This window comes from Variovorax sp. 10N412 (assembly GCF_056394985.1).
Genome location: NZ_JBFTIO010000003.1, coordinates 191,708 through 215,549, shown reverse-complemented (window position 1 = coordinate 215,549; position 23,842 = coordinate 191,708). Strand labels below are relative to the sequence as shown.

The following is a 23,842-nucleotide window of genomic DNA, read 5'->3' as shown; positions in this document are numbered from 1 at the left end:
CGCTCAGCGCTTGGAAAGCAGGCCGCCCAGCGCGGCCTCGATCACCAGCCCCAGCAGCGAGTAGAGCAGCGAGCCGATCAGCGCGGCCACGAAGCCGTTGACGTGAAAGCCGCCGAGCAGGCCCGAAGCCGCCCAGAACAGCAGCGCGTTGATCACGAACAGGAACAGCCCGAGCGTGACGATGGTGACGGGCAGCGTCAGCACCACCAGCACCGGCCGCACGATCATGTTGAGCAGGCCGATCACCGCGGCCGCGATCAGCGCGGAGCCGAAGTTGTTGACCTGGACACCGCTGTAGAGATAAGCCACCGCGAGCAGCGCGACAGCGCTGAGCAGCCATTTGATGATGATGCGCATGCGGCGCAGGATAACGCAGGGCCCGAAAAACAACGAGCCCCGGTGCGTTGCCGCACCGGGGCTCGTTGCACGAATGACCGGGCCTGTCTTACTCGGCCAGCTCGTTCGCCAAGACCAGCAGCGCGCCCATGCCCATCACTGCGCCGGGAAAGGCCCAGCCCGACTGGTGCGCAGGCTTCTGGTCGGGCGTGACCGGCTCCATGTCGACACCGATCTTCGGGCGGCGCGCATCGACCACGTGGACCGCGCCATGCTCGCGCTTGAGCAGCGCCGTGAGCTCGGTGAGCGGGCCCTTGGCCAGCACCGGGGTCACTTGGCCGCCGTTGCGCTCCAGCAGCGGCAGCATCTGCGCCTGCACCTTGCTGAACCACTTGGCGCGCCAGTTCTCGCGCGCGCTGTGGCTCACCCACTTGCTGATGCGATGCGTCATGCGCGGCGCGCAGGCCACCAGCACCCAATGGCGCGCCACGACGCTGCCCGCGTCCGGCGCGAGTTCGGCGAACTGCTCGCTGGCGTAGGTGACGTCGTCGACGTAAAGAATGATCTTTTCCATGGCGTGCTCCTTCAGGTAGTTAGAGTGACAGAGACTGGGCGGGGTGGCTGGTTTCCGGGCGGTGGCGCGGGCTCAGTCGGCCGCCACGGCCGTTGCGGGCCGGCTGCGTGCATTGCGCGCGGCGATCCACTTGCCCAGGGCCAGCACCAGCAGCGCACCGGCAATGCCGGCAGCGTACTTGATGACGTCGGTCTGCGGCACCTTCGGCACCCAGGTCCAGGCCGCGGCGTTGGCCAGTGCCGGGTCGGACACCGCCATCGTGCCGGCGATCCAGCCGAGCAGCATGCCGCCCAGCGTGATGATCATCGGGAACTTGTCCATCAGCTTGATGACCAGCTGGCTGCCCCACACGATGATCGGGATGCTCACGAGCAGGCCGAAGATCACGAGCGGCATCTGGTGGCCTTCGCCCGCGCCTTGGGCGGCGCCGGCAATGGCGATGACGTTGTCCACGCTCATCACGAGGTCGGCAACGATCACGGTCTTGACGGCGCCCCACAGCTTGTCGCTGCCGGTGATGTTGCCGTGCGCGTCGTCATGCTCGGGCGCCAGCAGCTTCACGCCGATCCACACCAGCAGGATGGCGCCGACCAGCTTCAGGAACGGAATGGCCAGCAGCGTGAGCGCGAAGAAGATCAGGATCACGCGCAGGATGATGGCGCCGGCGGTGCCCCAAAGAATGCCCTTGGTGCGTTGTGCGGGCGGCAGCTTGCGGCAGGCCAGCGCGATCACGACGGCGTTGTCGCCACCGAGCAGGATGTCGATCATGATGATCTGACCGACAGCGACCCAGAATTCCGGGGTCATGAACAGTTCCATAGATTCCTCTTTGTCTTCGCGCCCCTGTCTCTCCCTGCAGGGGTGACGACGGAAGGCGCATGCCGATGCGTTTCGATTCATCCTGGGCGGGAGAGATCGAAAGCGGGGGATGAAGGCCGGAGACTTTGGGGACCGCCGGGAGCTTGCAAACGCTTCGACCAAACCTGCACAGGTTCAAATCGAAGGTCTTGCTCGACAGCGCCCGCGCGAGCGCGCGTACGTTGCCCGGCAGGCCGGAAGTGTTTTGCTTCGTATTGACGACCTGACGATTCGCGCTGCCGTGGACAGCGGTCGGGAGCTACTCCCCTTCGTGGGGCGGATTAGAGCATCGAAGCCCGCGGCCGCGCAATCGAAAGTTTTCAGGGGCTTGAAGAGAACAGCTTGGAGATGCGCATGAACAGGGGGTGTGCTGCTATTTCTTTTGTAGCGATCTTGTCCCTTCGACGCTTCGGGACATTGCCGGACTATGATCGCCGTCCGCTGTTTTTTCACCTTTCATGGCCGCCATACACATCACCGACATCGAGGCCGCCATCAACCACTGGCGCGAGAAGACGCCCTCGCCCGATGGCATCACGCTCGGTCCCGAATTGCGCGCGCTGGCCGAGGTCTACGCGCTCATGGTCTTTCACCACGAGGACGAGGTCGACGAGGTCGGCTTTCCGCCCAAGGCCTGGGCCGCCTGGATGGCCTGGTACGAGAACACGCCCGACACGCCCTGCATCGCGATCTGCTCCACCAGCCAGGGCGACGACGAATGCAAGGGCTGCGGGCGCAGCTTCGACGAAGTGCAGTTCTGGCCCGCCATGACCGCGGTCGAAAAGCGCGCCACGTGGCGCCGCATCACCATGGAAGATTCGGCCTGGCGCTTCAACCGCTATGCGGAGCGGGCGCGCGAGGCGCGTGACGAGGGGCCGGCATCCTCCGCCGAGCCCGAGTTCGACCCCGACGACGAAAAGAACCGGGCGCCCTGACGATGCGCCGTCTCGCGCAAGCCCCCAACCTCGCGATCGCCACCGTGTGGGCGCACGCCTTGCGCGAAGAGGGCGTGGCCGCCACGGTGCAGCGCGAGTTCCTGGGGGCGGTCATGGGCCAGCTGCCGCCCGACCAGTGCCTGCCCGAGATATGGATCGCCGACGAGACCCAGTTCGAGCTGGCGCAACGCCTGCTGCACGAACTGCAGAACCGGCCGCAGCGCAACTGGCTGTGCGTGTGCGGCGAGCAGGTCGAAGGCGGCTTCGAGCAGTGCTGGCAGTGCGGCGAGATGATGCCGGCGGCTTAGCCGCGCGGCGCTATTTCCAGCGCAGCAGTTCGACGTCGACGCTGTTCGTGCCGTCGCCCAGCGTCAGCGTGTTTTCCTGGATGGTCGCCTGCAGCTGCATGCTGCGCTGCGCCAGCGCGGCCAGCGCCTGCGAGGCATCGGTCGGCACGCGGTAGACCTTCAGGTTCTTCGGCCGCGCGAGCTTGTTCTCCATGCCGCGCCACCAGATCTCGGCCGCGTGGTTGAAGCAGTAGACGATCACTTCGTCCGCCTTGCCGCAGGCCTTGAGCACGGGCTTGTCCTCGGGCTGGCCGACCTCGATCCAGATCTTGACCTGGCCGGTGAAGTCGCGCAGCCACACATCAGGCTCCTCGACGTTCGACAGGCCGGCGCCGAAGGCCAGCGTGCCGTCGCCGTTGCAGATGTCCTGCAGCTGGTGCGCATTGAGCGCGAGCGCCACCAGCCGGATCATCATCCGTTCGTCGGTCTCGCTGGGGTGGCGCGCCAGGGTCAGCGCGTGGTCGGCGTAGTAGCCGTGGTCGATGTCGGCCACCGCGAGGGTGGCCTTGAAGATGGTGGACTTGAGGGCCATCAGATGCGCTTGGCCAGCTCGGCAGCCTTGCCGACGTAGCTGGCCGGCGTCATGGCCAGCAGACGGGTCTTTTCCTCTTCCGGAATTTCCAGCGAACGGATCAGCCCGTGCAGCGCCTCGGCCGTCACCGTCTTGCCGCGCGTCACTTCCTTGAGCTGCTCGTACGCGCCCTGCACGCCATAGCGGCGCATCACGGTCTGGATCGGCTCGGCCAGCACTTCCCACGAAGCGTCGAGGTCTTCGGCCAGCGCCTCCTCGTTGAGCTCGAGCTTGCCAAGACCCGTGGCCAGGCTCGCGTAGGCCAGCGTGGCATAGCCGAAGGCCACGCCGATGTTGCGCAGCACCGTGCTGTCGGTCAGGTCGCGCTGCCAGCGGCTGATGGGCAGCTTCTCGCTCAGGTGGCGCAGCACCGCGTTGGCCAGGCCCAGGTTGCCTTCGGCGTTCTCGAAGTCGATCGGGTTGACCTTGTGCGGCATGGTCGAGGAGCCGATCTCGCCCTTCTTCAGGCGCTGCTTGAAGTAGCCCAGGCTCACGTAGCCCCAGATGTCGCGCGAGAAGTCGATGAGGATCGTGTTGGCGCGGGCCACCGCGTCGAACAGCTCGGCCATGTAGTCGTGCGGCTCGATCTGGATGCTGTACGGCTGGAAGCTCAGGCCCAGGCCCAGCGGCGCGGGCGTCTCGATGACCTTGCGGCTGAAGGCTTCCCAGTCGAACTCGGGCCAGGCGGCCAGGTGGGCGTTGTAGTTGCCGACCGCGCCGTTCATCTTGCCCAGCAGCTGCACCGAGGCGATCTGCGCGCGGGCCTTGGCCAGGCGCACCGCCACGTTGGCGATTTCCTTGCCCACCGTGGTCGGGCTCGCGGTCTGGCCGTGGGTGCGCGCGAGCATCGAGACATCGGCGAACTGGTGCGCCATTTCGCGCAGCTTGGCGATCAGGCCGTCGATGGCCGGCAGCATCACCTTTTCGCGCGCGGCCTGGATCTGCAGGGCGTGGCTGGTGTTGTTGATGTCTTCGCTGGTGCAGGCGAAGTGCACGAACTCGGCGGCGGCCAGCAGCTCCGGACGGGCTTCGAACTTGGACTTGATCCAGTACTCGACCGCCTTCACGTCGTGGTTGGTGGTTTTTTCGATTTCCTTGATGGCCAGCGCGTCGGCCTCGGAAAAGTGGGCGACCAGGCCCAGCAGGTACTTGCGGGCGCCGCCCGTCAGGGGCTTGAATTCGGCGAAGCCGCAGTCGGACAGCGCAATGAACCACGCCACCTCGACTTGCACGCGCCGGTGCATATAGCCCTGCTCGCTCATCAGCGGGCGCAACGCCGCGAGTTTGGCCGCGTAGCGACCGTCAAGGGGGGAGAGGGCGGAAACGGTGGAAAAGCTCATGCCCGAATTTTAGGCGGCTGCCGCTCCGTGGGGCGGTACCTACACATCGGCGTCGATTTGGGGCCCTGGTTTTCCCGTTCACCTAAAATGACTATTAACGAATGTTGTAAATCTTAGGGAGAGAGCCTTCATGAAACTGATCGGATCCGCCGCCAGCCCGTATGTGCGCAAGGTGCGCGTGGTGCTGGCCGAGAAGCGGCTCGATTACCAGTTTGTCATCGAAGACGTCTGGGCTCCCGAGACCACCATTTCCAGCTCCAATCCCCTGGGGAAGGTGCCCTGCCTGATCATGGAAGGCGGCGAGGCGATGTTCGACTCGCGTGTGATCGTCGAGTACCTCGACACCCTGTCGCCGGTCGGCAAGCTGATTCCGCAGCAGGGCCGCGAGCGTGCCGAGGTCAAGACCTGGGAGGCGCTGGCCGACGGCGTCATGGACGCCGGCGTGCTCTGGCGCCTGGAAGCCACCTGGGCCGGGCGCAACGACGGCGAGCGCAGTGCCGCCTGGATCGAGCGCCAGCGCGCCAAGGTCGAGGACGGCGTCGCCGCCATGGCCAAGGGCCTGGCCGACAAGCCTTTCTGCAGCGGCATTCACCTGAGCCTGTCGGACATCGCGGTGGGCTGCACGCTGGGCTGGCTGGCCCTGCGCTTTCCTGAAATCGACTGGCGCGCCGACCACAGCAACCTGGCCAAGCTGTACGACAAGCTCATGTTGCGGCCCAGCTTCATCGACACGAAACCCTGACGAAAGGCGCCCCAAGGCGCCTTTTTCGTTGCTAGAGCCCCGTGAGCCGCGCCACCGCCGGAAAGTACAGCCGGTACGGCAGCAGCCGCATCAGCTTCATCCAGAAGGTGAAGCGGCGCGGAAAGTGAATCTCGAAATGGCCGCGTCGCCAGCCTTCGAGCATGGCTTCGGCGGCGGCGGCGGGCGTGATCAGTGCCGGCATCCTGAAATCGTTCTTCGCCGTGAGCGGCGTGTCGACGAAGCCCGGCTGCACCAGGCTCACGCCGATGCCGCGCGCATGCAGGTCCACGTACAGCACCTCGGCCAGGTTGGTCAGCGCCGCCTTGGTCGGCCCGTAGGCCAGGCTCTTCGGCAGCCCGCGGAACCCGGCCACGCTGCCCGTGATGGCGATGTGGCCCGCGTTGCGCGCCACGAAGCCGGGCAGCACCGCCGCCAGCACATGCAGCGCGCCGACGTAGTTGACCTGCTGGTGCACCAGCATCGTGTCGAGCGCGAACGCGTCCGCGCGCAGGGCGTCGTAGGTGGCGGCGTTGTGCAGCACGAAGTCGATCGCGCCGGTCACCGAGAGCAGATGCGCGTGGGCGGCGGCCACCGAGGCGGCGTCGCGCACGTCCAGCGGCAGCGCGATCACGCGCGGCGGCTGGCCGGCCTCGTTGTGCAGCGCCGCCAGTTCGTCGAGCGCCTCGCCGCTGCGCGCGGACACGCCCACGCGCGCGCCGCGCGCCAGCAGCGCCAGCACCGTGGCGCGGCCGATGCCCGAGGACGCGCCCACGACCCACGCCGTCTTGCCCTGCCAGTCGGTCAGCGGCGGATTGAGTGGCTTCAAGGAGAGACTTTCGGCAGGGGCGAGGAAGAAGGGGCGGGGACCGGCCGTATCACCAGCGCCCACAGCGCCAGCCCCGCCGCCACCTTGAGCACGCAGGGCAACAGGCAGTACGCCAGGGACAGCGCCTGGAGCGCAGTGGCTTCGCGCGCGCCGGGCACATAGCCCGCCAGCCCGAGCAACGGCAGCGCCAGGCCGGCGGCCAGCGCCAGGTTGAGCTTGGTCGCGAAGTTCCACCAGCCGAAGTAGGCGCCGGCGTTGGGCTGGTCGCCGGCCTCGGCGATGATTCCGGCCAGCAGCGCGCTCGGCAGCACCAGGTCGGAGCCGATGGCAAAGCCCGACAGCGCGCACACCACCAGGAAGGGCACCGCGTCGCCCGCGCCCATGGCGCCGGCCCATGCGAACACCACCACCGACATGCACATGCCGCCCAGCCACGAGCGCGCCAGCCCGAAGCGCCGCACGATGCGCAGCCACACGGGAATCGATGCCGCGGCCATCACGAAGTACAGCCCAAGGAACGCGGGCTCCAGCGAGGCCGGCGCCTGCAGCCGATCCTGCACGAAGAACAGCACCAGCGTGGCCGGCACCGCGCTGGCGATGCCGTTGAGCACGAACACCGCCAGCAACCGGCGAAACGCCGGACGGCGCAGCGGCAGGCGCAGATCGACCGTCACATGCGGGGCCTGCGTGCGCACCGGGCGCGGCGCCTGCGTCCACATCAGCCAGCCGACCGCCAGCAGCACGCCGAACAGCGCCACCATCGCGGGCAGCCCCGCCACAGTCGGCACGACCGACGCCAGCACCACGCCCACCAGGCCCATGCCTTCGCGCCAGCCCACGATGCGTCCGCGCTGCACCGCGTCGCCGCCCAGCATCGCGCCCCACGACTGGTGCGCGATGCTCAGCATGCTGTAGCCCGCATAGGTCACGGCCAGCAGCACGGCCGCCGCCGCCAGCAGCGCGCCGTGGCGCGCGGGGTCGACCAGCAGCTGGGGAAAGAACAGCAGCCCGAAGCCCAGCAGCAGCACGCCCGCTGCGAAGGCGCCGAAGCCCAGCACCGCCCGCGGCGAGCGCGCATGCAGCCGGTCGCTGAGCCGCCCGAGCAGCGGGTCGATCAGCGCATCGAGCAGCCGCGCGCCCAGCAGCACCGCGCCCAGCGTGGCCAGCGGCACGCCGAAGGCGCGCGCGTAGTGGTTGGGCAGCAGCACATAGAGCGGCAGCGCGACGAACGCGAGCGGCAGCCCGAGCAGCCCGTAACGCAGGCCGTCGAGGGTTCCGAAGCGGGAGGAAGAAGGGGCAGGGGGCACGAAGGGCCGCGTGTTTCTATCGCTTGCGCAGCGTGTACTGGACCACGTCGATGTTGGCCTGCGAGAACGCGGCCTCGCAGTAGGCCAGGTAGAACTCCCAGATGCGCATGAAGCGCTCGTCGAAGCCCAGTTGCAGGATGTGGGCGCGCTGCGCCAGGAAGCTCTCGCGCCAGCGGCGCAGCGTCTCGGCGTAGTCCGCGCCGAAGGCGAATTCGTCCACCACGTCCAGCCCCGCGGCCTCGGCCTCGCGGCGGAACTCGCGCGGGCACGGCAGGCAGCCGCCCGGAAAGATGTACTGCTGGATGAAGTCGGTCGAGTCGATGTAGCGGTCGAACAGCTCGTCGTCGATCACGATGCTCTGCACGCAGGCGCGCCCGCCCGGCTTGAGCAGCCGGCTCACGCTCTGGAAGTAGGTCGGCCAGTATTCGCGGCCCACCGCCTCCACCATCTCGATGGAGCACACGGCGTCGAAGGGCGCGTCCTTGATGTCGCGGTAGTCCTGCAGGCGCAGGTCGGTGCCCATGCCGGCGGTGCGGTTCTGGGCAAAGGCCAGTTGCTCGGTGGACAGCGTCACGCCGGTCACCGAGGCGCCGAAGTCGGTGGCGGCCATCTCGGCCAGCGCGCCCCAGCCGCAGCCGATCTCGAGCACGCGGTCGCCGGGTTTCACGCGCGCCAGTTCCAGCGCGCGGCGCACCTTGGCGCGTTGCGCCACGGGCATCGGCCTGGCGAGGTCGCCTTCGAACCACGCGGACGAATAGTTCATCGTCTGGTCGAGCCAGAGCTTGTAGAAGGCGTTGCCCAGGTCGTAGTGCGCATGGATGTTGCGCGAGCTGCCGGCCTTGCTGTTGCGGTTCATGATGTGCCGCACGCGGTACACCAGCCGGCCGAACCAGCTGCCGTACACCACGTCCTCGATGGCGCGGCGGTTGGCGATGAAGACCTTGATCAGCTCGGTGAGGTTGGGCGTGGTCCAGTCGCCGGCGATGTAGCTCTCGGCAAAGCCGATGTCGCCCGACTTGAGCGCCGCCTGGCACACGTTCCAGTTGCGCAGCGTGAGCGAGGCCGTGGGGCCGCTGCCCGGCGTGGCGCCGAAATGGCGCACCGAGTCGTCCGGCAGGCGTACGGTGAGCGAGCCGTAGGACAGCCGCTGCAGCAGGCCGAGCACGGTGCGCGCGGAACCGGGCGCGTCTTGAGGAAGCGAAAAGCGGGAGGCCGTGGTGGTGGAGGTCATTCGAATGCCTTCGTGCGTCGCACTACGGTGCGAGCTTGCTTGGGGCGGCCCGGCGCGCCGCACGCGAATTCGCCTGCTGCTGGGGGGTGTCGCGTGAAACGAAATGGGTGGGCGGGGCCGGCTTGGGCACGAAAGGCACGCGCTTGAGCCAGAGCTTCGCGGCCTGCCAGTGGATGCGTGCGATCAGCCCGAAGGTCATGGCGGGGTAGCGCCACAGCGCGCGCCGCACGCTGGACGCGGTCATCGGCACGAGATCGCCGCTCACGCTGGTCTGCAGCAGCGGGCCGTCGGTGTCGTCGTGGTCGATGCGCACCACGGTGCGCGTGAGGTCGGCATCGACGAAGAAGCGAAAGCGGTAGTCGCCGGCGACGCGGCAGAACGGCGAGACGTGGAAGGCCTTGGTCGCCTTCAGTTCCGCGCCGTACACGGGCCGGTCGAGCAGGTAGCAATGGCGCTCGCCGAAGGTGTTGTTCACCTCGACCACGATGGTGCGCAGCACGCCTTCGTGCGTGTGGCAGTACCAGAAGCTCACCGGCTTGAAGGTGTAGCCGAACACGCGCGGGTAGCAGTGCAGCCAGGCTTCGCCGGTGGCATCGTGGATCTGGTGCGCGGCCAGCAGCTCGTCGAGCCAGCCCAGCGCGCCGCCCTGCGCGGGCGCGCGGCCGTCGCCATGGTCGACGTCGTGGAAGGACAGCGGCGCCCACCGGTTGAGCGCCAGCGTTCCGGCGGGCCGCGCGCGCAGGGCCCGCATCGGCAGCATCAGGAAATAGGTCGGGTAGGCGAAGGCGTTGCGCGCCGGGCGCAAGCGCGAGTGGCGCACCTCGCCGAAGCCCATCAGCGGGGTCGGCATCGGCTGCGCCTGGGTCATACCAGCGCACTCCCCATGGCGTCGATCGGTGCGTCCTGGCGCGCCAGGTGCTCGCGCAGGCCCTGGGCCGCGGCCAGCCCGGCCTTCAGGCCGTCTTCGTGGAAGCCGTAGCCCATCCACGCGCCCGCGAACCAGGTGTTGCGCTGGCCTTGCAGGGCGGGCACCTCGCCTTGCGCGCGGATGGCGGCAAGGTCGAGCACCGGGTGGTCGTAGTCGTATTCGGCCATCACCTGACTACGCTGGATCTCGCGCACCGGATTCAACGAAACGACGACCGGTTGCTCCCACGGCAGCGGCTGCAGCTTGTTGAGCAGGTAATGCAGGCAGACCCGGCCCGCTTCGCGCTCGCCGGCGGCCGCGCGCTCGTAGTTCCAGGCGGCCCAGGCCGACTGTCGCTGCGGCAGCACGGCGGCGTCGGTGTGCAGCACGGCGTGGTTCGCCTGGTAGCGGATGGCGCCCAGCACCGCCGCCTCGGCAGGGCTGGGGTCGCCCAGCAGGGCGAGCGATTGGTCTGAATGGGTGGCCATCACCACGTGGTCGAAATGCTCGGTGCCGGCTGCGTCGGTGGTCACCAGCACGTCGACACCCGAACGGCTGATGTGGCGCACCGGTGTGCTCAGGCGCTTGTCGGCCAGGCCGGCGACGATCTTTTGCACGTAGTTGCGCGAGCCGCCGCGCACGGTGCGCCACTGCGGCCGGTTGGCGATCTGGATCAGGCCGTGGTTGTGGCAAAAGCGGATCATGGTGGCCACCGGGAACGCCAGCATCTGCGTGGTCGAGCAGCTCCAGATGCAGCCCATCATGGGCAGGAAGTACCAGTCTCTGAAGGCCGCGCCGAAGCGATGGGCGTCGAGAAACTCGCCCAGCGGCTGGGCCAGTTCGCCCTCGGTGCCGGCCTGCGCGATGCGCGTGGTCAGGCGGTTGAAGCGCAGCAGGTCGCCCAGCATGCCGAGGAAGCGGGCGTCGAACAGGTTGCGCCGCTGCGCGAACACGGTGCCCAGGTTGTTCCCGCTCCACTCGAGCGGGCCGCCGCCGTCGTCGCGCGTGGCCTGCACCGAGAACGACATCTCGGACAGCGCCGTCTCGACGCCGAGCTCCGAGAACAGGCGGATCAACTGGGGGTAGGTGCGGTCGTTGTAGACCAGGAAGCCGGTGTCGACGCCATGTGCGACACGGGTGGTGTCTGTGGCGGAGCGCGCAAGCTCGATCGTCGCCGTGTGGGCGTGACCACCGAAGTAGTCACTGGCTTCGAAGAGGGTGACGGCGGCCACGTCGCGCAGGGCGTGGGCAGCGGCCAGTCCCGAGATGCCGGCGCCGACGACGGCGATGCGGGTGGTGTGCGTCACGGCGCACCCGCCGTCCGGCCGGAAGACAAAAATGTTGCGAGGCGCCCCGACGCGAAGGAGGGAGGGAGGGAGGAGGAGAAGAATCGCCTCGGGATTTCGACCGGACGGCAGGCGCCCGGAAGACCTCGCAACATGAAAACCTGTGGGCACTCACTGCCCACTCGAGTTAGGAGCGCGGCACCCGAGGCACGGTTCCCTCGCGTTTGGTAAACGTTTGTTTCTACGAGTTCACAATGGCTTGGACGCATCGGTAGATAATATTACCGATGCGTCGTTCTGTGAACTGTTCAGTCTTAATTTGGTCCGAGTTGCTTCTCGATGACGTTCACGAACCCGTTTTCGTCCGGCGCCGTCATGCTCGACCACGCCTGCACGACCTTGCCGTCGCGCCCGATCAGGTACTTGTAGAAATTCCACTTCGGCGTGGTGCCTGAAGCCTGCGCCAGCTGCTTGAACAGCGGATTGGCGTCGGTGCCGCGCACCGACGACTTGGCGAACATCGGGAATTTCACGCCGAAGGTGCTTTCGCAGAAGTCGGCAATTTCCTTGTTGGAGCCCGATTCCTGCGAGAAATCGTTCGACGGAAAGCCCAGCACCACGAGGCCGCGCGAGCGGTATTTCAGGTCCAGCGCCTCCAGACCCTTGTATTGCGGCGTGAAACCGCAGAAGCTGGCCGTATTGACTACCAGGACCACCTTTCCGGAGTACTGGCAGAGACTTTGGGGTTTTTCATCCTGCAGCCGCGGGAAGGTGTGTTGCAGTACCACGGGGCAACCCGACGGTTGCACCGCGGCGGGGGCGGCGGGTGTGGTCTGGGCACCGGCGGGCAGGGCTGAAATAAGGCTCGCCACGAGGGAAACAGCCGGTACGCAGTGCCACCGCATCGACAATCGGGAGAGGGGTCGCATGGCGGGCTCCAGGTTCGAAAAAGGGGGGTGTGCATCCGCGTTGCCACGGCGCACGTATTCGCATCATCGCGCTTCTGTCATGGTCGCGCCAAACGTGCCGACTAAAATCGACGGCCATAGAAAGACATTGATGCTCTATCCGGAACTCTTCAGACAACTCGAATCCGTCCGCTGGGACATGGAAAAAGACATTCCCTGGCAATCGTTCGACGCTTCCTTGCTGACGGACGAGCAGGCGCAAACCATCAAGATGAATGCCATCACCGAGTGGGCGGCGTTGCCGGCCACCGAGATGTTCCTGCGCGACAACCGCCACGACAGCGACTTCTCCGCCTTCATGTCGATCTGGTTCTTCGAGGAACAGAAGCATTCGCTGGTGCTCATGGAGTACCTGAAGCGTTTCAGCCCCCAGCACGCGCCCACCGAGGCGGAACTGCACGAAGTGCGCTTCGACTTCGACCCGGCCCCCCCGCTCGAAACCCTCATGCTGCACTTCTGCGGCGAGATCCGCCTCAACCACTGGTACCGCCGTGCCGCCCAGTGGCACACCGAGCCGGTCATCAAGCACATCTACACCACGCTGAGCCAGGACGAAGCCCGCCACGGCGGCGCCTACCTGCGCTACATGAAGCGCGCGATGGAAAAGTTCGGCGACGAGGCCCGTGCCGCGTTCACCAAGGTCGGCGTCCTGATGGCCAGCGCCCGGCGCACCGCGCAGGCCCTGCACCCGACTAACCTGCACGTCAACAAGGCACTGTTTCCCAACGACACCATCCAGAGCCGCATGCCCGACCCCGACTGGCTGGAGCACTGGCTCGACAAGCAGATCAAGTTCGACGCCGTCTGGGAGACCAAGGTGGGCGAACGCATCCTGCACAACCTGAGCCTGCTGATGGACCGCAGCTTCAAGACCGTGCAGGAGCTCAACCGCTACCGCAAGGAAATCTCGGCCACCCTCGGCCCCAAGCCCGAATACCAGGGCGCCTGATTCAAGAAACGCCCCGCACCCCGGGGCGTTTTTTTTGAGGCCGCCGTCACAAACGGGGAATGCCAGCCGTCTAGCTCTCATGGACGACGCCACCCTCACCTTCAACCGCCTGCGCCCCCGGCTGCAGGGCATTGCCTACCGCATGCTCGGTTCCATGGCCGAGGCCGAGGAGGTCGTGCAGGACGCCTGGTTGCGCTGGCATGAAGCCGCCCGGGACACTTTAGACAGCGCCGACGCCTGGCTCGTGACGGTGGTCACCCGCCTGTCGATCGACCGGCTGCGCGCCGCCAAGGTCGAGCGCGAGCACTACATCGGCACCTGGATGCCCGAGCCCACCCTGACGGGCGCCCCCGACACCCCCGAGCAACTGCTGGAGCGCGCCGACAACGTCTCGGTCGCCTTCCTGGCCGTGCTCGAACGCCTCGCGCCCGAAGCGCGTGCCGCCTTCCTGCTGCGCGAGGTGTTCGACGCCGACTACGAGGACGTTGCCCGCACCCTCGGAAAGACCGAGACCGCCTGCCGCCAGCTGGTGCACCGCGCCAAGGCCCAGGTGCTGGACGCACGCCCGCGCTTCAGCGTGCCGCGCGAGACGCACCAGCGGCTGCTGCGCGCCTTCGCCGATGCGGCCGCGCGCGGCAGCCTGCAGGACTTGAAGGCGCTGATGTCGGAAGACGCCGAACTGCTGAGCGACGGCGGCGGCAAGGTGCCGAGCTTCGGCAAGATCCTGCGCGGCAGCCAGCGGCTGGCCCAGCTCTACTTCGCCGTCTGGCGGCGCATGGGGGCCGCGGCCGTGCGCGTGGAGGTGGTCGACATCAATGGCGAGCCCGGCCTGCTGCGTTTCATCGACGGCCAGCTCGAATCGGCGCAGACCTTCGAAATCGAGAACGACCGCATCGTGCGCATCCGCGCGCAGCGCAATCCGGACAAGCTCGCGCGCATCGCCCGGGGCGTTGCATCGAAATAATTCGCGCGGCGTGTCACAGGGCGCAGGGTTCGCCCGTCTTCAGTGGGTAAGCAGATTTCATCGTCAACCACCCTGGAGATAGTCACCATGAACACCGCCCCCCGCCTCGCCTGGTTCAAGATCGCGCCCAAGGCCTTCCAGGCCATGCTCGGCGTCAACGGCGCCATCGAATCGACCACGCTCGGCAAGAAGCTGGTCGACCTGGTCTTCGCCCGCGTCTCGCAGATCAACGGCTGCGCCTACTGCCTGGACATGCATGTGCGCGACCTGCGCGTGCAGGGCGAAGACTGGCAGCGCATCAACAGCCTGGCCACCTGGCGCGAAGTGAGCTTCTACGACGCACGCGAACGCGCCGCACTCGGCTGGGCCGAGAGCCTGACGCGCCTGTCCAGCGACCACGGCTCGCGCGACGTGGAGTACGAAGCGGTGAAGGGCCAGTTCAACGAGCTCGAAATCGTGGAGCTCTCGGTGGCCATCGCGCAGATCAATGCATGGAACCGGCTGGGCGTGGGCATGCAGCTGCCGGTGGCTGCCAAGCCGATCGACTGAGCGGTGCCCTGTACGGGCGTGGGCTCGGTCAGCGCCGCTCGACCACCGTCGGCGAGATGCGCAGGCTGTCGCGCAGCTGCGTGACGGCTTCGCCGGCCGCGTTGCGCGACGGGAAGGGCCCGGCCTGCAGCCGGTGCGTGCCCGCTTCGCTGAACACCCGCAACTGCGGCGCCAGCGAAGGCAGGCCGCGCGCGGCCTGGTTCAGCAGGCTCTCGGCGCCGTCGCGTTCGCGGAACGCGCCCAGTTGCACCCAGAAGCCCTGCAGCGCGGCGGACGGCGCGGGAGCGCCGGGCGGCAACGGCGGGGGTGACGACGGCGCCGCCTGCAGCGGCGCCAGGTCGTTGACCACGATGGCCGGCCGCGACGGCGGCGTGGAGGGCGGCCACTGCGCCGATTCCGTCTCGGCCCCCGCCGAGGCACCGGACGCGGCGGATGGGGCCGCTGTCATCGGCGTCTGCGGCACGACCGGCATCGTCGAGGCCGGCGGTGGAATGTCGTTGTACGCCGCACCGACCGGCGCCACCCATTCGGCCGGCACGCGCACCTGCGGGGCGCTCGCCACGCGCGTCGCCGACATGCGCACGGGAACGGCCATGGGTGCGGCAGTGGGCGCGGCAGCAGGTGCCGCGGCGGCATACGCCGTGTCCGAGTCGCGCCGCCAGGCTCCGGTGCGGATGTCCTCGTTGGTGATCCGTTCGATCTCCACCGGTGCCACGCCGCGCAGCAGGTCGAGCTTCAGCGCGGCCGTGTAGCTCAGGTCGATGACGCGGCCGTCGACGAAGGGCCCGCGGTCGTTCACCCGCACGATCACCTCGCGCCCGTTGGCCGGATTGCGCACGCGCACATAGCTGGGCAGCGGCAGCGTCTTGTGCGCGGCCGTCATGGCATACATGTCGTAGGGCTCGCCGCTGGACGTCGACGCCGCATGGAACTTGCTGCCGTACCACGAGGCCATTCCGGACTCGCGGAACGGCCGGTCGTCGGTGACCGGCGCATAGCCGCGGCCGAGCACCGTGTAGGGCTTGCTGGTGCCGCCGCTGGTGCGGATGGGCTCGATGCGGGGCTCGGCGTCGGGCACGCTGGCGAGGTCCGGCGGAATGTGGCTGCCGGGGCCGTCGCGGCCGCTGGAGGGCACGCCGCCACCGCCGCGCGGGCCGCTCGCGCAACCGGCCAGAAGTGCGGCGACCACGACCGCGCACACAGCGAGTGCCTGTCGCGGGTCGTGCCAGGAACACCGCGGAACCGGCTTTGCCGGGCCGCCGGTGTTGCCCCCGGCGAGCGGGGTGGCGAAGCGACGCGAAGTGCGCGAAGCCTGGGGGTGAGCCAGATCAGCCAAACACGGCCTTCCACAGCGCCAGCATGGCGTCGCGCTCGGCGGCCAGTGCGGGCGGGGTGACTTGCGTCGGTTCTTCGTTCAGGCGTGCGCGGTGCTGCACGCGGCGCAGCTCGCGGTAGGCGCGCGCCGCGCTGCGGCCCACGCCCTCGGGCAGCATGCCGGCCAGTTCCGCGCGCAGCAGCAGCGCGATGTTGCCCACGTTCGGAATCAGCTCGGGGTGTTCGCCGGACGACGACAGCACCAGGAACTGCACCGCGAACTCGGCATCGACCATGCCGCCGGGGCTGTGCTTCACGTCGAAGCGCCCGGCCTTTACCGGCCGCGCGCCGCGCAGCTTGTCGCGCATGGCGATGATCTCGGCCTTCAGCGCTTCGCGGTCGCGCGGCGCCACCAGCACGGCCTCGCGCACCTGGTCGAAGCGCGCACCCAGTTCGGCGCCGTGGTCCTCGCTGCCCAGCACGAAGCGCGCGCGCGTCATGGCCTGGTGCTCCCAGGTCCACGCCGTGTTGCTGCCGCGGCCGAGCTGGTACTTCTCGTAGGCCTGGAAGCTGGTGGTCAGCAGGCCCGAGTTGCCGTTGGGCCGCAGGGCCGTGTCGATCTCGAACAGGTCGCCTTCGCGCGTCTTCACCGTGAGCCAGTTGATCAGCTTGCGCACGTAGGCCGCATACACCTCGCCGGCGCGCTCGTCGTCGTCGTCGTACACGAACACGATGTCCAGGTCGCTGCCGTAGCCCAGCTCCTTGCCGCCCAATTTGCCGTAGCCGATGATGGCGAACTGCGCCACCTCGCGGTGCCGGTTGCGCACATGCGGCCAGCACCAGCGGGCCGTCACGCGCAGCGTGGTGTCGGCCAGCGCGCTCAGGTCGTCGGCCACCTGCTCCACCGTGATGCGGCCGTCCACATCGCGCGCCAGGGTGCGGAACACCTCGGCATGGTGCGCATGGCGCAGCAGGTTGAGCAGGCGCTCCTCGTCGGCCTCGCCGGTGCGGGTGAGCGAGGCGTGGCGCGCCTCGAGCTCGCGCTCGAATTCCGCGGCCACGAAGCGGCCCGAGAGCATTTCGTCGCTGGCCAACTCGTCGATCACGCCGGGGTGCTGCATCAGGTAGCGCGCGGGCCACTTGGCCGAGCCCAGCAGGCGCAGCAGGCGCTCCTGCACGGCCGGGCGTTCGACCAGCAGCGCCAGGTAGCTCTCGCGGCGCATCAGCGGCTCGATCCAGTCGGCCCAGCGCAGCGCGGCATCGACGTGGCGCGGCGTCTGGCCTTCGCCGTCGCCGTCGGGCTCTTTCAACCACGCGCCGGTGCGCTGCACCAGCTGGCGCAGCCGTGCGCGGGTGTCTTCGCGCAGGGCCAGCACGCGCGGCTGCTCGCACCAGTCGCGGATGCGCTCGGCGAAGGCGGGGGGCAGGTCGCCGAGCAGGTCGGCCAACTCGGCGGGTGCGGCGGCCTTCTTGCCGCTGCACTTGCCGCTGCAGGGCTTGTCGCTGCCGAGCAGCTTGTCGAACTCCTGCGCGACGAACTCGCGGTGCGTGTCGAGCTGCGCGAGGAACGGGCAGCAGTCGGCATAGCCCATGGTCTGGGCGATCCAGCGCAGGTCGTCGTCGGCCACCGGCAGCACGTGGGTCTGCTGGTCGTCCAGGTACTGGATGCGGTGCTCCACGCGGCGCAGGAACTCGTAGGCCTGCGCCAGCGCGTCGGCGCTTTCCTGCGGCATGAGGCCGGCGCGCGCCAGCCGCTGCAGCGCGTCGAGCGTGGGCCGCGTGCGCAGTTCGGGGAACTGGCCGCCGCGCACCACCTGCAGCAGCTGCACGGTGAACTCGATCTCGCGGATGCCGCCACGCGACAGCTTCACGTCGTTGGCGCGCTCGGGCCGGCCCGCGCTGCGGCGCGCCGACTGCTCGCGGATCTGGCGATGCAGCACGCGCAGCGCATCGAACACGCTGTAGTCGAGGTAGCGGCGGAACACGAAGGGCAGCACCGCGCCGCGCAGGCCCTGGGCCTGGCCCGCCAGCACGATGTCGCGCGGCGCCACCACGCGGCTCTTCATCCAGGCAAAGCGCTCCCATTCGCGGCCCTGCACCTGGAAATATTCTTCCAGCGCATCGAGCGAGACCACGCTGGGCCCCGAGTTGCCGTTGGGCCGCAGCGCCAGGTCGACGCGGAACACGAAGCCGTGCTCGGTGGTGTCGCCCACCAGCGCGTAGATGCGCTTCACCGCGCGCGAGAAGTACTCCTGGTTCGACAGCCGGCCGCGGCCGTCGGCGTCGCCCTTCGTCTCGCCGTCGACGTCGTAGAGGTAGATGAGGTCGATGTCGCTCGACACGTTGAGCTCGCGTGCACCCAGCTTGCCCATGCCCACGATCCACAGCTGCGCGCGCTGGCCCTCGGGGCCGAGCGGGGCGCCGTGCACCGCATCGAGTTCATGGCAGGCGTCCTGGCAGGCGACATCGAGGGCCAGTTCGGCCAGCTCGGTGACCGCGGTGGTCACCACGGCCAGCGGCGCCTGCGCGTCGCAATCGAGGGTGACGAGCCGCTCCATCACCAGCTGCCGCACAATTCGCAGTGCATCGCCCACGCTGTCCCCACGTCGGCGCAATGCCTCGTAAGCCACAGTCATCGATTCGCGCCGCGGCGCGCCGGGGGGAAGCCATGAAAGCTCGGCCGCGTACCTGCGACGCAGGCGCTGCACGAAGCGTGAGTAGGAGGAGAACGCGGTTTGCGTCGATGTGGCTTGCAACTGGTTCACACTGCTGTCGGTTTCCGTGGAACCCCTCTGAATGCTGGCGGTCATAATTCCCGACACAGCGCGATCCTCAATGAACGACACGGCGTCTCCCCCTTCACGTCTGCTCAAAATCACCGCTGTGACGGCGCGCTGGCTGCTGGGTCTGTTGATCGCTGCATGGCTTCTTCTGGCGCTGTCAGTCGTTGTCCTACACGCGTGGATTGTGCCGCGAATCGGCGATTTTCGCGGCGCCCTGGAAGCACAGGCTAGCAAGGCCATCGGCGTGCCGGTGCGCATCGGCTCGATCACCGCCCGCTCCGAAGGGCTTTTTCCAGCCTTCGAATTGCGCGACGTGGTGCTGCAGGACGCCGACCAGCGCGAGGCGTTGCGCCTCGTGCGCGTGGTGGCCAGCGTGTCGCCGCGCTCGCTGTGGCGGCTGAATTTCGAGCAGCTCTACATCGAGGGCCCGCAGCTCGACGTGCGCCGCGACACTCAGGGAAAACTCCATGTGGCTGGTTTGCACATGTCGACCGACACCACCGGAGAGACCCGCGGCGCCGACTGGTTTTTCGCGCAGCGCGAGCTGGTCATCGAAGGCGGCACCGTGCGCTGGACCGACGAGCAGCGACAGGCCGAACCCCTGCTGCTGACCGACGTGCGCTTCGTCGCGCGCAACACGTCGCGCCGCCACGGGCTGCGGCTCGACGCCACTCCGCCGGCCGGCTGGGGCGAGCGCTTCACCTTGCGCGGCCAGTTCCGCCAGCCCCTGCTGTCGATACGCAGCGGCCACTGGCAGACCTGGGACGGCCAGCTCTATGCCGACCTGCCCTACATCGACGTCACGCGCCTGGGGCAGTACGTGTCGCTCGACGCGCGCATCCGCGAAGGCAACGGCGCGCTGCGCGTGTGGGCCGACGTGGACGACGGCCAGGTCGTCGGCGGCGCGGCCGACCTGGGGCTGGACACGGTCGACGTCTCGCTCGACAAGGGCCTGCAGCCGCTGGTGCTGCGCGCCGTCACCGGCCGCCTGGCCGGCCAGCGGACCGAGGACACGCTCGAGTTCTCGACCACCGCGCTGCAGTTCGACACCAGCGACGGCATGCGCTGGCCGGGCGGCAACCTGTGGCTGCAGCACACGCCGGCCAAGGGCCGCACGCCCGAGCACGGCGCCATGCGCGCCGACCGCCTCGACCTGGCCGCGCTGGCGCTCATCGCCGACCGGCTGCCGCTGGGCGACGCCACGCACCGCGTGCTGGAGGCCTATGCGCCGCGCGGTCTGGTCGAGCACATCGACCTGAACTGGCAGGGTTCGCCGGGCGCGCCCGACCGCTACCAGGCCAAGGGCCGCATCAGCGGCTTGCGCGTGGCCTCGCAACCCGCGGCGAGCACCACCACGACCGCGACCACGACCACCACTGCCGCAACCGCCGCTCCCCCCAGGGCCCACCCCGGCACCCCCGGCCTCAGCGGCGCCACCGTCGACTTCGACGCCACCCACACCGGGGGTACCGCCACGCTGGCCATCGCGCAGGGCACGCTCGAATTCCCCGGCGTGTTCGAAGAGCCCGTGGTCCCCATCGACCGGCTCTCGACCCAGCTGCAATGGAAGCTGGACAACGGCAACGCGCAGCTGCAGGTGTCCAGGCTGCGCTTCGCCAACGCCGACGCCGAGGGCGATGCCGAGGCCAGCTGGCGCACCAGCGACCCCGCCGTCTCCAGCGGCAAGGGCCGCTACCCCGGCGTGCTCGACCTGCAGGGCAAGCTCACGCGCGCCGACGGCACGCGCGTGTTCCGCTACCTGCCGCTGGACATTCCCCAGCACACGCGCGACTACGTGCGCGACGCCGTCACCAAGGGCACCGCCAGCAGCGTCGACTTCCGCGTGCGCGGCGACCTGCACGACATGCCCTTCATGGACCCGAAGCAGGGCGACTTCCGCATCGCCGCCAAGGTGGCCGACGTCGACTACGCCTACGCGCCGCCCCACACCCCGAGCGGCACCGCGCAGTCCGCCGCGCGCAACGGCGTGCCGCCCCCGGTGTGGCCGCCGCTCACCGGCCTGTCGGGCGAACTGGTGTTCGAGCGCGCCGGCATGCTGGTGCGCAATGCGCGCGGCCGGCTGGTGGGCGCGCCGGGCGTCGAGGTGACCCGGGCCGAGGCGCAGATTGCCGACATGTCGCACCACGCCTCGACGCTGCGAGTGGACGCCCAGGCCAAGGGGCCGCTGGGCGAAGTGCTGCGCGCGGGCGCGCCGCTGGCCGGGGACACCGGCGAGATCATGCTGCGCGCGCGCGCCACCGGCCCCGCCGACTACAAGCTGCACCTCGAACTGCCCCTCGCCGCCATGGACAACGCCAAGGTGCAGGCCAGCGTGGTGCTGTCCGGCAACGAGCTGCAGATCGTGCCCGAGGCCCCCACCTTCACGCAGGCCAAGGGCACGCTGAGCTTCACCGAGACCGGCTTCACGATGGCCAACGTTCAGGCCAGGCTGCTCGGCGGCGACGTCCGCGTCGAAGGCCGCGGCCGCTTCACCGGCCCCAACCGCGAAGTCGCGCTGAAGGCACAGGGCACCGCCACCGCCGACGGCCTGCGCGGCGCGCGCGAGGTCGGCTGGCTCGCCCGCCTGGCGAAGAAGGCCACCGGCAGCACGCCGTATGCGGCCACCTTCTCGATGCGCGACGGCACGCCCGAGTTCTCGCTCACCAGCAGCCTGCAGGGCCTGGCCCTGCAACTGCCGCCCCCGCTCGTGAAGAGCGCCGAAGAGCAGATGCCGCTGCGCATCGAGAAGAAGGTGCTGGCGCGCGAAACCCGCCAGGGCGCCGCCGTTGCCTCGGGCACCGCCACGCAGGACCAGCTGTCGCTCGACCTCGGGCGCATCGGCGCCGTGCAGTACGTGCGCGACCTCGTGGGCAACGAAGCGCGCGTGGTGCGCGGCAGCATCGGCATCGGCCTGGCGGCGGGCGAAACCGCCAGCCAGTCCGACAAGGGCGTGTTCGCCAACATCAACGTGGGCAAGCTCGACATGGGCGCCTGGCAGTCGCTGGTGGGCGAGGCGACCGGCACGACGGGCGCAGGCGCCACTGCGGCCGAGGGCAGCGAGCGCGCCGACGACCCGTCCCTGGCCTACCTGCCCACGCGCATCGCCGTGCGCGCGCAGCAGCTCGCCGTGGCAGGCCGCACGCTGCACAACGTGGTGCTCGGCGGCACGCGCGACGGTGACCTCTGGCGCGCCAACATCGACGCCACCGAACTCAGCGGCTACGCCGAGTACCGCCACACGCAGGCCGGGCGGCTGTATGCGCGGCTTGCGCGGTTGAAGATCGCGCCCAGCGAAGCCACCCAGGTCGAGACCCTGCTCGACGAACAGCCGGGCACCTTGCCCGCCCTCGACATCGTGGTGGACGACTTCGAGCTGCTGGGCAAGCGCCTGGGCCGCGCCGAGATCGACGCGGTCAACCGCGGCGGCGCGGGCCGCGAATGGGCGCTGAACAAGCTGGCCTTCACCATGCCCGAGGCGAGCTTCGCCGCCAAGGGCACCTGGGCCGGCGTGCCCGGCGGCGCGGCCGGCCAGCGCCGCACCGGCATGACCTTCAGGCTCGACATTGCCGACGCCGGCGAGCTGCTCGCGCGCTTCGGCATGCCGGGCGTGCTGCGCCGCGGCAAGGGCCGGCTGGAGGGCGACGTCAACTGGCGCGGCTCACCGCTCTCGCTCGACTACCCGAGCCTGGGCGGGCAGCTGCAGGTCGACGTGGAGCAGGGCCAGTTCCTCAAGGCCGACCCGGGCCTTGCCAAGCTGCTCGGCGTGCTGAGCCTGCAGGCGCTGCCGCGCCGGCTCACGCTCGACTTCCGCGACGTGTTCAGCCAGGGCTTCGCCTTCGACTTCATCCGCGGCGACGCGAAGATCAACAAGGGCATTGCCAGCACCAACAACCTGCAGATGAAGGGTGTGAACGCCGCCGCGCTGATGGACGGCTCGGCCGACATCGTGCGCGAGACGCAGGACCTGCGCGTGGTGGTGGTGCCCGAGATCAACGCCGGCACGGCCGCGCTGGTGGCCACGGCCATCAACCCCGCCATCGGGCTGGGCACCTTCCTGGCCCAATGGGTGCTGAGCAAGCCGCTGTCGGCGGCGGCCACGCAGGAGTTCCACATCGAAGGCACCTGGGCCGACCCCAAGATCGCCAAGGTGCCGCGCTCGCTGCAACTGCTGCCGCAAGGCATTCCTTCGATGCCGGGCCTGTCCGGCGTGAACGAAGGCAAGAAACCGGAGACCACGCAATGAAAGTCGCAGCCGTCCAGATGGTGTCGGCCATCGCCCGCGAAACCAACCTCGCGCGCGCTCACGCCCTGCTCGCGCAGGCCGCCGCGGCCGGCGCCGAACTCGCCGTGCTGCCCGAGTATTTCTGCATGATGGGCGCGCGAGACACCGACAAGCTGGGCCTGCGCGAAACCGCCGGCGCGGGCACGGTGCAGGGCTTCCTGGCCGATGCGGCGCGCGAGTTCGGCCTGTGGATCGTGGGCGGCACGCTGCCCATCGAGAGCACCGACGCCGAGCACGTGTTCAACAGCTCGCTGGCCTTCTCGCCCGAGGGCAAGTGCGTGGCGCGCTACGACAAGATCCACCTGTTCTTCTTCGACAACGGCACCGAGCGCTACGACGAGCGCCGCGTCATCGCCCCGGGCACCGAGCCCGTGGTGTTCGACCTGCCTTCGCGCGACGGCCACAGCTGGCGCGTCGGCATGAGCGTGTGCTACGACCTGCGCTTTCCCGAGCTGTACCGCGCGCTCGCACGGCAGGGCGCCGACCTGCTGCTGGTGCCCAGCGCCTTCACGCGCACCACCGGCGCCGCCCACTGGGAGGTGCTGCTGCGCGCCCGCGCCATCGAGAACCTGGCCTGGGTGGTTGCGCCCGCGCAGGGCGGCACGCACGAAAACGGCCGCCACACCTGGGGCCAGTCGCTGGTCGTCGACCCCTGGGGCACGGTGGTGGCGCAACAGGCCACCGAAGAAGGCGTGGTGCTGTTCGACATCGACGCGGCGCAGGTCGAGCGCATGCGGGCGCAACTGCCCGTGCTGTCGCACTGCGTGCTCTAG

21 protein-coding genes are annotated in these 23,842 nt (G+C 68.9%); 8 read left to right on the top strand and 13 right to left on the bottom strand.

The window, feature by feature from the left end:
• Positions 1-3: 3 nt before the first annotated feature.
• The 3 genes from AC1DJH_RS10315 to AC1DJH_RS10305 all read right to left on the bottom strand — a co-directional run bounded on the left by AC1DJH_RS10315 (position 4) and on the right by AC1DJH_RS10305 (position 1,729).
• Entirely contained in the window at positions 4-357 is a 354-nt protein-coding gene (locus AC1DJH_RS10315) for a phage holin family protein (protein ID WP_435437376.1), read from the bottom strand.
• 88 nt (positions 358-445) lie between these two features.
• On the bottom strand, positions 446-910 hold the full coding sequence (locus AC1DJH_RS10310) for a hypothetical protein (protein ID WP_435486763.1): 465 nt from the start codon (positions 908-910) through the stop codon (positions 446-448).
• Positions 911-982: 72 nt separating this feature from the next.
• On the bottom strand, positions 983-1,729 hold the full coding sequence (locus AC1DJH_RS10305) for a TerC family protein (RefSeq protein ID WP_435486764.1): 747 nt from the start codon (positions 1,727-1,729) through the stop codon (positions 983-985).
• A 497-nt stretch (positions 1,730-2,226) separates the two neighbouring features.
• On the opposite strand from AC1DJH_RS10305, the gene AC1DJH_RS10300 reads away from it, so the two are divergent.
• Entirely contained in the window at positions 2,227-2,703 is a 477-nt protein-coding gene (locus AC1DJH_RS10300; protein ID WP_478185616.1) for a DUF3717 domain-containing protein, read from the top strand.
• A 2-nt stretch (positions 2,704-2,705) separates the two neighbouring features.
• Positions 2,706-3,011, top strand: a complete 306-nt coding sequence (locus AC1DJH_RS10295) for a putative signal transducing protein (protein WP_478185615.1) — start codon at positions 2,706-2,708, stop codon at positions 3,009-3,011.
• 10 nt (positions 3,012-3,021) lie between these two features.
• Here the strand turns inward: AC1DJH_RS10295 and AC1DJH_RS10290 are convergent, their stop codons facing one another.
• Positions 3,022-3,582, bottom strand: coding sequence for a YaeQ family protein (locus AC1DJH_RS10290; protein ID WP_435486766.1), 561 nt, complete (start codon positions 3,580-3,582; stop codon positions 3,022-3,024).
• Positions 3,582-4,961 carry an adenylosuccinate lyase gene (gene purB / locus AC1DJH_RS10285; protein WP_435486767.1) on the bottom strand — a complete coding sequence of 460 codons (1,380 nt, stop codon included), beginning with the start codon at positions 4,959-4,961 and terminating at the stop codon, positions 3,582-3,584. The genes AC1DJH_RS10290 and purB overlap by 1 nt, the downstream gene beginning before the upstream one ends.
• A gap of 130 nt (positions 4,962-5,091) precedes the next feature.
• Here purB and AC1DJH_RS10280 point away from each other — a divergent pair, with 130 nt between their 5' ends.
• Complete coding sequence (locus AC1DJH_RS10280; RefSeq protein ID WP_472112892.1) at positions 5,092-5,703, top strand: glutathione S-transferase N-terminal domain-containing protein; 612 nt, start codon at positions 5,092-5,094, stop codon at positions 5,701-5,703.
• A gap of 31 nt (positions 5,704-5,734) precedes the next feature.
• Here AC1DJH_RS10280 and AC1DJH_RS10275 read toward each other — a convergent pair whose 3' ends face one another.
• The 6 genes from AC1DJH_RS10275 to AC1DJH_RS10250 form a co-directional block, all read right to left on the bottom strand.
• Complete coding sequence (locus AC1DJH_RS10275) at positions 5,735-6,529, bottom strand: SDR family NAD(P)-dependent oxidoreductase (protein WP_478185614.1); 795 nt, start codon at positions 6,527-6,529, stop codon at positions 5,735-5,737.
• Entirely contained in the window at positions 6,526-7,836 is a 1,311-nt protein-coding gene (locus AC1DJH_RS10270) for an MFS transporter (protein ID WP_478185613.1), read from the bottom strand. The genes AC1DJH_RS10275 and AC1DJH_RS10270 overlap by 4 nt, the downstream gene beginning before the upstream one ends.
• Before the next feature lie 16 nt (positions 7,837-7,852).
• Entirely contained in the window at positions 7,853-9,067 is a 1,215-nt protein-coding gene (locus AC1DJH_RS10265) for a class I SAM-dependent methyltransferase (protein ID WP_478185612.1), read from the bottom strand.
• 22 nt (positions 9,068-9,089) lie between these two features.
• Entirely contained in the window at positions 9,090-9,917 is an 828-nt protein-coding gene (locus tag AC1DJH_RS10260; protein WP_478185611.1) for a DUF1365 domain-containing protein, read from the bottom strand.
• Between the two features lie 14 nt (positions 9,918-9,931).
• Complete coding sequence (locus AC1DJH_RS10255; protein ID WP_478185610.1) at positions 9,932-11,281, bottom strand: NAD(P)/FAD-dependent oxidoreductase; 1,350 nt, start codon at positions 11,279-11,281, stop codon at positions 9,932-9,934.
• Between the two features lie 293 nt (positions 11,282-11,574).
• Positions 11,575-12,189: a glutathione peroxidase gene (locus AC1DJH_RS10250; protein WP_478185609.1), complete on the bottom strand. Its 615-nt coding sequence runs from the start codon at positions 12,187-12,189 to the stop codon at positions 11,575-11,577.
• Positions 12,190-12,319: 130 nt separating this feature from the next.
• Between AC1DJH_RS10250 and AC1DJH_RS10245 the strand changes: the two genes are divergently transcribed.
• From AC1DJH_RS10245 to AC1DJH_RS10235, 3 genes are all read left to right on the top strand, one after another.
• Positions 12,320-13,177 carry a ferritin family protein gene (locus AC1DJH_RS10245; protein ID WP_472112880.1) on the top strand — a complete coding sequence of 286 codons (858 nt, stop codon included), beginning with the start codon at positions 12,320-12,322 and terminating at the stop codon, positions 13,175-13,177.
• A 79-nt stretch (positions 13,178-13,256) separates the two neighbouring features.
• Entirely contained in the window at positions 13,257-14,141 is an 885-nt protein-coding gene (locus tag AC1DJH_RS10240) for an RNA polymerase sigma-70 factor (RefSeq protein WP_478185608.1), read from the top strand.
• Between the two features lie 87 nt (positions 14,142-14,228).
• On the top strand, positions 14,229-14,690 hold the full coding sequence (locus AC1DJH_RS10235; RefSeq protein ID WP_478185607.1) for a carboxymuconolactone decarboxylase family protein: 462 nt from the start codon (positions 14,229-14,231) through the stop codon (positions 14,688-14,690).
• Positions 14,691-14,718: 28 nt separating this feature from the next.
• Here AC1DJH_RS10235 and AC1DJH_RS10230 read toward each other — a convergent pair whose 3' ends face one another.
• Positions 14,719-15,879, bottom strand: coding sequence for a septal ring lytic transglycosylase RlpA family protein (locus AC1DJH_RS10230; RefSeq protein WP_478185606.1), 1,161 nt, complete (start codon positions 15,877-15,879; stop codon positions 14,719-14,721).
• A gap of 139 nt (positions 15,880-16,018) precedes the next feature.
• Complete coding sequence (glnE, locus tag AC1DJH_RS10225; RefSeq protein WP_472112873.1) at positions 16,019-18,814, bottom strand: bifunctional [glutamate--ammonia ligase]-adenylyl-L-tyrosine phosphorylase/[glutamate--ammonia-ligase] adenylyltransferase; 2,796 nt, start codon at positions 18,812-18,814, stop codon at positions 16,019-16,021.
• Between the two features lie 25 nt (positions 18,815-18,839).
• Here glnE and AC1DJH_RS10220 point away from each other — a divergent pair, with 25 nt between their 5' ends.
• Positions 18,840-23,030, top strand: coding sequence for a YhdP family protein (locus AC1DJH_RS10220; protein WP_478185605.1), 4,191 nt, complete (start codon positions 18,840-18,842; stop codon positions 23,028-23,030).
• Positions 23,027-23,842, top strand: a complete 816-nt coding sequence (locus AC1DJH_RS10215) for a carbon-nitrogen hydrolase family protein (protein WP_478185604.1) — start codon at positions 23,027-23,029, stop codon at positions 23,840-23,842. The genes AC1DJH_RS10220 and AC1DJH_RS10215 overlap by 4 nt, the downstream gene beginning before the upstream one ends.